This is a genomic window from Acidovorax sp. KPB24-07, assembly GCF_057543315.1.
The window spans coordinates 1-7685 of record NZ_BAAJYS010000177.1 but is presented as its reverse complement, the minus strand read 5'-3'; the positions used below and the strand labels follow the sequence as shown (position 1 = coordinate 7685).

Genomic DNA, 7685 nt, shown 5'->3' with positions numbered 1-7685 from the left:
TGCTGGTGCTGGACGAGCCCACCAGCGCGCTCGACGTCACCATCCAGCAGCAGGTGCTGGCACTGCTGCAGCGCCTGCAGAAGGAGCGCTCGCTCAGCTACCTGCTCATCACGCACGACGTGGCCGTCATCCGCGCGATGGCGCACGACGTGATCGTGATGAAGGACGGCGAGGTGCTGGAGTCGGGCCCGGTGCAGGCGGTGCTGGATGCGCCCCGGCACCCCTACACCCAGAGGCTGGTGTCCGCGGCCGGGCTGGATGGGGAGGGTTGAGCCGATTTGGGGTGTTTTCGGCCCCATGCCGGCGTATTGATTGTCCTGTTTGCTATCAATTAAATAGCAAATCGCAGGCTTGAGGCATTGGGGCGCACCGCGCGTTCGTGCGGTCTGTCTGGGCGCCGTGTGCGGCGATCAGGCGAAGGTATCGACCTGCGTGCCCAGCGTGGTGGAGGCGGCGGGCGGCGTCTTCTTCTGGTCGGCCGACTGCTGCTGCTCCATGGCCTTTTCCATGGCCTTTTGCTGCTGCTCCTGTTGCTGGGCCTGCTGGATGGCTGCGATCTGCTGCTGCACGAGCTGGATCTGGTTCTGCAGTGCCTGCAGCCTCTGCTGCTTGGCTTTGGCGTCGTTGGGGTCGGATGCCTGGCTGGCTTCTGCCGACGCCTGCTTGAGGTCGGCCGTGAGGTCCTTGAGCTGCTTTTGAAGCGCCGCGATGTCACCGCTCGATTGGCCCGAAGAGCGGCTCCCCGAAACGCTGGTGGAGGAGGTGCTGGAGGCGGAGGAGATGGACAGGGACATGAAGGAGGTATCGGCTGATTGGGGACGGAACTGTAGGCCTTGCCGGCGTTTATTCCGTCATTTCTTGTCCGCCGGCACGATGGTGGGCTCCTGGTCGGGCCCGGCATACAGCCGGAAATGCCCCCGCCCCGCGCGCTTGGCCGCGTACATCGCCATGTCGGCGCTGCGCGACAGCTCCTCGAAATTGCGGCCATGCTGCGGAAACAGCGCGATGCCGCCGCTCAGGCCGATCTGCCGGACCTCGCCCTGCAGATCGAACGGCGGTTCGCACGCGGCCATGATCTTTTGCGACACCAGGCAGGCCTGGTCGGCGTTGTCCAGCTTGGGCAGCAGCACGACGAACTCGTCGCCCCCCTGGCGGCACACCGTGTCGGAATGCCGCACGGCGCCCTTGAAGCGGCGGGCGACCTGCACCAGCAGCAGGTCGCCGGCATCGTGGCCGAGGGTGTCGTTCACCTGCTTGAACCCGTCCAGGTCGATGTACATCAGCGCGAGGCTGCGGTCATCCCGCAGGGCGTGCGCGATGGCCTGCTGGGCGCGGTCCTGCAGCAGCACGCGGTTGGGCAGGTCGGTCAGCACGTCGTACTGCGCGAGGTGGGCCATACGGCGCGACATCTCCATGGCCTCGGTCACGTCGCGCAGCACCATCACCGTACCGGTGACGTGCCCGTGCCGGTCGGTGATGGGGCTGACCGATTTCTCGATGTCGATGCGCCGTCCGTCGCGGCACTGGAGCACCACGCCGCGTTTCGAGGGCTGGGCCCGGCCTTCGGCCAGCGCCTTGCGGGTGGGGCTCAAGCCGCTGTCGCTGCCGGCCTCGTGCAGCGGCACGACGTCGTCGATGTCCGATCCCGCGGCATGAAAGGCCTGCCAGCCGGTCATCTTTTCGGCCACCGGGTTGATGTAGGTGACGCAGCCCTCGGCATCGGTGCAGATGACCGCATCGCCAATGGACTGCAGCGTCAGGCGGATCAGCTCCTTTTCCTCGAACAGCAGGTCTTCCATGCGCTTTCGGTCGGTCAGGTCGTCGATCTGCACGAAGATGCCCTGCACCTCGTCGCCTTCCTTGTCCGGGATGTACGACACCAGCGTGTGGCGCACCTCGCCGGAGGGCAGGGGCATGGTCCGCTCGAAGACCTGCTTGTGGCCCTTGAGCGCCTGCCGGATGTGCGTCAACGCGTGTTCGTAGGTTCCCCGGTCGAGCACGTCCAGCAGTTTCACGTTGGGCATGCGCTCGCGCGAGACGCCCAGCCAGTCCATGTACGCCTGGTTGGCGAAGCGGTTGTGCTGGTCCTTGTCCCAGTAGCTCACCATGGAAGGCAGGTTGTCGAGGATGGTGCGCGTGTCGTGCTCGGCCTGCTTGAGCTGGGCCGCGATGGCCTGGCGGCGCTGCAACTCCCGCGCGAAGAGGGCGGACAGGCCCAGGCAGGCCGCCATCAACAGCACCGCGAACGCGCCCAGCACCTTGGCGCTGGCGCGCCACTTGGCCAGGATGGTGTCCGCCGACTGCCCGACGCTCACCGCCAGCGGGTAGTTGCCGATGCGGCGGAAGGTGTGCAGCCGCTCGGTGCGGTCCTGCGGGTCCTGCGCCGTGTAGCTGCCGCTGTCGACCGTCTGCAGCCGGGCCAGCAGGCTGGCGTCGTCCATCGGCTGGCCGACATCCCCTTCGGCGTAGGGAAAGCGCGCGACGGTGGTGCCGTCGCGGGTGCTCCACAGCTCCACGCGGCTCATCGGCCCGACGTCGATGGAGGCGAACAGCTCCTTGAAATAGTTGATTCTCACGGTGCCCACCACGACGCCGCCGAAGCTGCCGTCGCTGCGGAAATACGCGCGGCTGATGGGCAGGCTGTACGAGCCCGAGACCCGGCCGCGGATGGGATGCCCGATGTAGAGCCCCTCGCGCTGGCTGGTCTGGTGCACCTGGAAGTAATCGCGGTCGGCCAGGTTGAGGTTCAGGGGCTCCAGGCTGGTGGAGCGCGTTATCAAGTTGCCCTTGTCATCCAGCACCGCGACCGCGCCCAGGCCGGGCGTGTGCAGGGAGTGGTCGAACAGGAAGGTGTTGCGCATCTGCGGGGTCAGGCTCGGAAGGCCGGGGTCCGACAGGCTCTTGGCCACCCCGACCAGCGAGTAGTCGAAGCCGTTCAGGGTGCGCTGGATGTTCTGCTCGATGGTGCGTGCCAGGCTGCTGTTGGTGTGCAGCGCGTACGACCAGGCGTCGTCGCGGATCGTGAGGATCGCCCGCACGAAGAGCGCACCAATGCCTGCCGACAGCACGAGGGCCAGCAGGACGAGGCGACGGGGCGAAATCTGGGGCATGGCGCATGGCGGCCGGCACGGAGGCCGGCGGGTGCTGCGCTGTTACTTTATCGGGGAATCGGCGGGTTGCGAGAACAAGTCCCAGGTGGCGATGAAGAGCGCTGCGATCACCGGGCCGATCACGAAACCCGTCAGCCCGAACAGGGCCATGCCGCCCAGGGTGGAGATGAGGACGATGTAGTCCGGCATCTTCGTGTCCTTGCCCACCAGCACCGGGCGCAGGGCGTTGTCCACCAGCCCGATCACGCAGACGCAAAAAGCCACCAGCACCGAACCCTGCCAGATGGCGCCGGTCGCGAAGAAATAGATGGCCACCGGGCCCCAGATCAGGCCGGCACCGATGGCGGGCAGCAGCGACAGGAAGGCCATCAGCACGCCCCAGAGGATGGGGCCCTGGATACCGAGGATCCAGAAGATCACCCCGCCCAGCGCACCCTGCACGGCGGCCACCACGATGTTGCCCTTGACGGTGGCGCGGATCACCGTGGTGAACTTGCTGGCCAGCTGACGCTTGTGCTCTTCGTCGAGTGGCACGGCCTGGCGGATGCGGTTGACCAGCGAGCTGCCGTCACGCACCAGGAAGAACAGCAGGTACAGCATGATGCCGAAGCTCACGATGAACTGCAGCGTGTTCTGGCCCACGTCCAGCGCCTTGGTGGCCAGAAACTGGCCGGCCTGCACCGACACGGACGAGAGCTTGGCCTCCACCTCGGCGGCCGAGGTGAGGTTGAAGCGGTCCAGCAGGCCCAGCAGCCAGGAGGGCAGGGCACTCAGCACCTGCTGTACGTAGGCGCCGAAGTTGAGCTGCCCCGATTTCATGCGTTCGTAGATGAGTCCGGCCTCCTGGACCAGCGAAATGCTGATGAAGGTCATGGGCAGGATCACGATCACCAGGCACAGTCCCAGGGTGCACAGGGCCGCCAGGTTGCGCCGCCCGCGCATGCGCCGCAGCAGCCGCCGGTGCAGCGGCGTGAACAGGATCCCCAGGATGACGCCCCAGAAAACCGCTCCGTGGAACGGCCACAGGATGGCGAAGAACGCGACAGTGACCGCGATGAGAAGAAGCAACAGCGTGCGGCTCTGAAGGGTGGGTGAGTTCATAGAGGCGGGGTACGGATAATGACGAAATGTAAGCGACCGCAGTGACACGGCGGCGAAGGAACACGCGCTTACGCCGTGTAGGGCTCGCTCCTGGGCGTTCGGTGGCACAATGGCGCCCGCACCCCCGGCCCTTCCCCAGCCACAGTCGCATCCGCCAATCGGTTCAGCCGTGTCGCGGAAGGTTTTACCCACCAGCTAATGCTTCCCTCAGGGAAGCGGAGGTCAGCGGAATATGAGCGATACGACATCCGTATACCAAGCCTACCAAGGCAACACCTATCTTTTCGGCGGCAATGCGCCCTATGTCGAAGAGATGTACGAGAACTATCTCGTCAACCCCGGCAGCGTGCCCGACACGTGGCGCGAATACTTCGATGCCCTGCAGCACGTGCCTGCCGTCGATGGCTCGAACGCCAAGGACGTGCCCCACCTGCCCGTGGTCAATGCCTTCGCCGAGCGCGCCAAGCAAGGCGGCACGAAGGTCGTCGGTGCCACCGGCGCCGACTCCGAAATGGGCCGCAAGCGCACCGCTGTCCAGCAACTGATCTCGGCCTACCGCAATGTCGGCCAGCGCTGGGCCGATCTGGACCCCCTGAAGCGCACCGAGCGCCCTGAGATTCCTGAACTCGAAGCCTCCTTCTACGGCTTCAGCGATGCCGATCAGGAAACGGTGTTCAACACGAGCAACACCTTCTTCGGCAAGGAAGCCATGCCGCTGCGCGAGCTGATCAACGCGCTGCGCGAAACGTACTGCGGCTCGATCGGGGTCGAATACATGTATGCCACCGACCAGAACCAGAAGCGCTGGTGGCAGGAAAAGCTCGAGACCATCCGCAGCAAGCCCAGCTTCGGTCCCGACAAGAAAAAGCACATCCTGGACCGCCTCACGGCCGCTGAAGGCCTGGAGCGCTTCCTGCACACCAAGTACGTCGGCCAAAAGCGCTTCTCGCTCGAAGGCGGCGAAAGCTTCATCGCCGCCATGGATGAACTCATCCAGGCCGCCGGCACCAAGGGCGTGCAGGAAATCGTGATCGGCATGGCCCACCGCGGCCGTCTGAACGTTTTGGTGAACACGCTGGGCAAGATGCCCAAGGACCTGTTCGCCGAGTTCGACCACACCGCTCCGGAAGACCTGCCGGCAGGCGACGTGAAGTACCACCAGGGCTTCAGCTCCGACGTCAGCACCCCTGGCGGCCCGGTGCACCTGTCGCTGGCCTTCAATCCCTCCCACCTGGAAATCGTGAACCCCGTCGTGGAAGGTTCGGTGCGTGCCCGCATGGACCGCCGCGCCGACCCGCATGGCAAGCAGGTGCTGCCCGTGCTGGTGCACGGCGACGCGGCCTTCGCCGGCCAGGGCGTCATCCAGGAAACGCTGGCGCTGGCCCAGACCCGTGGCTACTCCACGGGCGGCACGGTGCACATCGTGATCAACAACCAGATCGGCTTCACCACCTCCGATCCGCGTGACAGCCGCTCCACGCTGTATTGCACGGACGTGGTCAAGATGATCGAGTCGCCCGTGCTGCACGTGAACGGCGACGATCCCGAAGCGGTCGTGTTCGCCACGCAGCTCGCCCTCGAATTCCGCATGGAGTTCCAGAAGGACGTGGTGGTGGACATCATCTGCTTCCGCAAGCTGGGCCACAACGAGCAGGACACGCCCGCGCTCACCCAGCCGCTGATGTACAAGAAGATCGGCGCGCACCCCGGCACCCGCAAGCTGTACGCCGACAAGCTGGCCACGCAGGGCCTGGGCGAGACCCTGGGCGACGACATGTCCAAGGCCTACCGCGCCGCCATGGATGCGGGCAAGCACACGGTCGATCCGGTACTGACCAACTTCAAGAGCAAGTATGCGGTGGACTGGAGCCCCTTCCTGGGCAAGAAGTGGACCGATGCCGGCGACACCGCCATCCCGCTGGCCGAGTGGAAGCGCCTGTCCGAAAAGATCACCACCATCCCTGAAGGCGTGACGCCGCACCAACTGGTCAAGAAGGTGTACGACGACCGCGCCGCCATGGGCCGTGGCGACATTCCGGTGGACTGGGGCATGGGCGAGCACATGGCCTTCGCCTCGCTGGTGGCCAGCGGCTTCCCCGTGCGCCTGTCGGGCGAGGACTGCGGCCGCGGCACGTTCACCCACCGCCATTCGGTCATCCATGACCAAAAGCGCGAGAAGTGGGACACGGGCACCTACGTGCCGCTGCAGAACGTCAGCGAGAACCAGGCTCCGTTCGTCGTGATCGACTCCATCCTGTCCGAAGAGGCGGTGCTGGGCTTCGAATACGGCTATGCCTCCAACGACCCCAACACGCTCGTGATCTGGGAAGCGCAGTTCGGCGACTTCGCCAACGGTGCGCAGGTCGTGATCGACCAGTTCATCGCCTCCGGCGAAGTGAAGTGGGGCCGCGTGAACGGCATCACGCTGATGCTGCCGCACGGCTACGAAGGCCAGGGCCCCGAGCACAGCTCGGCCCGCCTGGAGCGCTTCATGCAGTTGTCGGCCGACGCCAACATGCAGGTGGTGCAGCCCACCACCGCCAGCCAGATCTTCCACGTGCTGCGCCGCCAGATGGTCCGCCACCTGCGCAAGCCGCTGATCATCATGACGCCGAAGTCGCTGCTGCGTAACAAGGACGCGACCTCGCCGCTGTCCGAGTTCACCAAGGGCAGCTTCCAGACGGTGATCCCGGAGCAGAACGAAGCCATCGAGAAGAAGGCCGAGAAGGTCAAGCGCGTGATCGCCTGCTCGGGCAAGGTCTACTACGACCTGGTCAAGAAGCGCGAAGAGAAGGAAGCCGACGACGTCGTCATCCTGCGCGTGGAACAGCTCTATCCGTTCCCGCACAAGGCCTTCGCCGCCGAGCTGAAGAAGTACCCGAACGCCACCGACATCGTGTGGTGCCAGGACGAGCCGCAGAACCAGGGCGCCTGGTTCTTCGTGCAGCACTACATCCACGAGAACATGCTCGAAGGCCAGAAGCTGGGTTACTCCGGCCGTGCCGCCTCGGCATCGCCCGCGGTGGGCTATTCGCACCTGCACCAGGAGCAGCAAAAGGCCCTGGTGGACGGCGCGTTCGCCAAGCTCAAGGGGTTTGTCCTGACCAAGTAAGGCCGGAAACCCGAACACACAAAAAGCAGAAACAAACCCCGAAAGAATTCCCATGGCTATCGTTGAAGTCAAAGTCCCCCAACTGTCCGAATCCGTGGCGGAAGCCACGATGCTCACGTGGAAGAAGAAGGCCGGCGAGGCTGTCGCCGTCGATGAAATCCTGATCGAAATCGAGACCGACAAGGTCGTGCTCGAAGTGCCTGCTCCCTCGGCCGGCGTGCTGGCGGAAATCGTGCAAGGCGACGGCGCCACCGTGGTGGCCGACCAGCTGATCGCCAAGATCGACACCGAAGGCAAGGCCGGCGCAGCCGCCCCTGCCGCTGCAGCTGCCCCTGCCGCCGCGCCCGCAGCTGCGGCGCCCG

The 7685-nt window shown here is 65.4% G+C and carries 5 protein-coding genes and 1 pseudogene; 3 read left to right on the top strand and 3 right to left on the bottom strand.

Going from position 1 to position 7685, the window contains the following annotated elements:
• Positions 1 to 272 (top strand): annotated as a pseudogene (locus AC27IQ_RS16130) (microcin ABC transporter ATP-binding protein); the annotation flags it as partial.
• 138 nt (positions 273 to 410) lie between these two features.
• Here AC27IQ_RS16130 and AC27IQ_RS16125 read toward each other — a convergent pair.
• Genes AC27IQ_RS16125 through AC27IQ_RS16115 form a run of 3 tightly spaced genes read right to left on the bottom strand, consistent with a single transcriptional unit; the run spans position 411 to position 4211 of the window.
• Positions 411 to 794 (bottom strand): FlxA-like family protein, encoded by a 384-nt coding sequence (locus tag AC27IQ_RS16125; RefSeq protein ID WP_284430827.1) that lies wholly within the window; start codon positions 792 to 794, stop codon positions 411 to 413.
• 57 nt (positions 795 to 851) lie between these two features.
• Complete coding sequence (locus tag AC27IQ_RS16120; RefSeq protein ID WP_487090056.1) at positions 852 to 3110, bottom strand: diguanylate cyclase domain-containing protein; 2259 nt, start codon at positions 3108 to 3110, stop codon at positions 852 to 854.
• Positions 3111 to 3152: 42 nt separating this feature from the next.
• Complete coding sequence (locus AC27IQ_RS16115; RefSeq protein ID WP_487090055.1) at positions 3153 to 4211, bottom strand: AI-2E family transporter; 1059 nt, start codon at positions 4209 to 4211, stop codon at positions 3153 to 3155.
• A 232-nt stretch (positions 4212 to 4443) separates the two neighbouring features.
• Here AC27IQ_RS16115 and AC27IQ_RS16110 point away from each other — a divergent pair, with 232 nt between their 5' ends.
• Entirely contained in the window at positions 4444 to 7323 is a 2880-nt protein-coding gene (locus AC27IQ_RS16110) for a 2-oxoglutarate dehydrogenase E1 component (RefSeq protein ID WP_284430830.1), read from the top strand.
• 52 nt (positions 7324 to 7375) lie between these two features.
• Positions 7376 to 7685: biotin/lipoyl-containing protein (locus AC27IQ_RS16105; protein ID WP_487090054.1), on the top strand; the 310-nt coding region annotated here is incomplete at its 3' end.

What these genes read in the sequence shown, in the direction of transcription:
- AC27IQ_RS16115 (WP_487090055.1), bottom strand. Translation starts at nt 4,211, where the DNA reads ATGAACTCACCCACCCTTCAGAGCCGCACGCTGTTGCTTCTTCTCATC.
- AC27IQ_RS16120 (WP_487090056.1), bottom strand. Translation starts at nt 3,110, where the DNA reads ATGCCCCAGATTTCGCCCCGTCGCCTCGTCCTGCTGGCCCTCGTGCTG.
- AC27IQ_RS16125 (WP_284430827.1), bottom strand. Translation starts at nt 794, where the DNA reads ATGTCCCTGTCCATCTCCTCCGCCTCCAGCACCTCCTCCACCAGCGTT.
- AC27IQ_RS16110 (WP_284430830.1), top strand. Translation starts at nt 4,444, where the DNA reads ATGAGCGATACGACATCCGTATACCAAGCCTACCAAGGCAACACCTAT.